We start from the raw sequence: 1,532 nt of genomic DNA, 5'->3' as shown, positions 1-1,532 counted from the left end.
GTCACCGCGTCCGGAGCGCCGACCGAACCCGCCGGAGCTTCCAGCTGCGCGCGGGCCACTCCCCCGGACTCGCGCACCTGCTCCAGGTCCACGGGCACGCCGACGCGGTCGCCCTTCTCCGCGACGTAGTCGGCCAGCGCGGAGCTGCGGTAGCCGAACACCGGGTCGCGGGCGAACTCCGTCTCCCCTGCCGGAAGTTCACGGTCGCCGAGGCGCACGTAGTGGACTCCCCCGCGCGTCGTGCGCCCGCCCGCGGGGAACGCGGGCACGAACAGCAGCACGCCGTCCGGTGTGGCGAACGCGTCGCTTTCCGCGAAATCGTGCCCGCGCAGCGTGGAATCGCCGCGGAGCACGAAACGCACCGGAGCGCCTGCGGTCTCCTGCACGGTGCGGCGGATGTGCTCGACCAGCTCGACGGCCTCCGGCTCGGGCAACGCGCGGCTGTTCGTCTGCACGTAGACCGAACGGTTGCCGCGGACGGCTTCTGCGATGTGGCTGCGGTCAGTGCGCAGCAGCACCGCGACACCGGAGGCCGATTGGGTGCCGGTGGGGTCGTCGTCCAGGACGACGGTCTTGAGCTCGCTCATCGCATTCCTCTCCGCCGGACTCCGGCCACTTCACTTGCGCCGCGGCGCGCTCGCCCGCCGGATCACACGTGATCGCATACCGCCACTGAACCGGACGTCAAGACCGGACCCCGGGGGGGGCAGCAGCGACGTCCTTGTGGGCAGCAGCGGAGGTGCTTCCGCGCGGGATTAGGGTCGGCGGGTGGCCAGGTACTACGACGTGCACCCGGACAACCCGCAACCCCGCTCGATCGGCAAGGTCGCCGACGTCGTGCGCGGCGACGGGGTGATCGCCTACCCCACCGACTCGTGCTTCGCGCTCGGCTGCGGGCTGGACAACAAGAGCGGGGTGGATCGCATCCGGTCCATCCGGAAGCTCGACGAGCGGCACCACTTCACGCTGGTGTGCCGGAACTTCGCGCAGCTCGGCCAGTTCGTGATCGTGGACAACGCGGTGTTCCGCGCGATCAAGGCGTGCACGCCGGGCGGTTACACGTTCATCCTGCCCGCCACCAAAGAAGTGCCGCGCAGGCTGATGCATCCGAAGCGCAAGACCGTCGGGATCCGCATCCCGGACCACGTCACGGCGCAGGCGCTGCTGGCCGAGCTCGGCGGGCCGCTGCTGTCGAGCACGCTGCTGCTGCCGGACGAGGAAGAACCGCTCACCCAGGGCTGGGAGATCAAGGACCGGCTGGACCACGTCGTGGACGCGGTGGTCGATTCCGGCGATTGCGGCACCGAGCCGACCACCGTCATCGATTTCTCCAGCGGTGAACCGGCAAGCGTGCGGCGCGGCTCGGGGGACACCGCGCGGTACGAGTGAGCCGCGCGCGGGCGCCGGGAGGCCGCCGACCTCCCGGCGTCCGCCGTGCAGTGCCGAAGCGCCTCAGCGAACGGGCGGGGCCGGGCTCGGCGGCACACCCGGCCCGGGGTCAGGAGCCGGAGCCGGCGCCGGCGGCACACCCG

General features: G+C 71.7%; 2 protein-coding genes. One reads left to right on the top strand and one right to left on the bottom strand.

Annotation, left to right across the window (positions count from 1 at the left end; genetic code table 11):
* On the bottom strand, positions 1-587 hold a 587-nt coding region (locus IJH84_RS17780; protein ID WP_295146463.1), incomplete at its 3' end, for a four-carbon acid sugar kinase family protein.
* A 181-nt stretch (positions 588-768) separates the two neighbouring features.
* Here IJH84_RS17780 and IJH84_RS17775 point away from each other — a divergent pair.
* Positions 769-1,389: an L-threonylcarbamoyladenylate synthase gene (locus IJH84_RS17775; RefSeq protein ID WP_295146461.1), complete on the top strand. Its 621-nt coding sequence runs from the start codon at positions 769-771 to the stop codon at positions 1,387-1,389.
* Positions 1,390-1,532: the final 143 nt, after the last annotated feature.

Origin of the sequence: Saccharopolyspora sp. (assembly GCF_017434145.1) — a bacterium.
Lineage (GTDB): Bacteria > Actinomycetota > Actinomycetes > Mycobacteriales > Pseudonocardiaceae > Saccharopolyspora_C > Saccharopolyspora_C galaxeae.
Note: the sequence above shows the minus strand (reverse complement) of the source record. Positions and strands in the feature narration are given on the sequence as shown.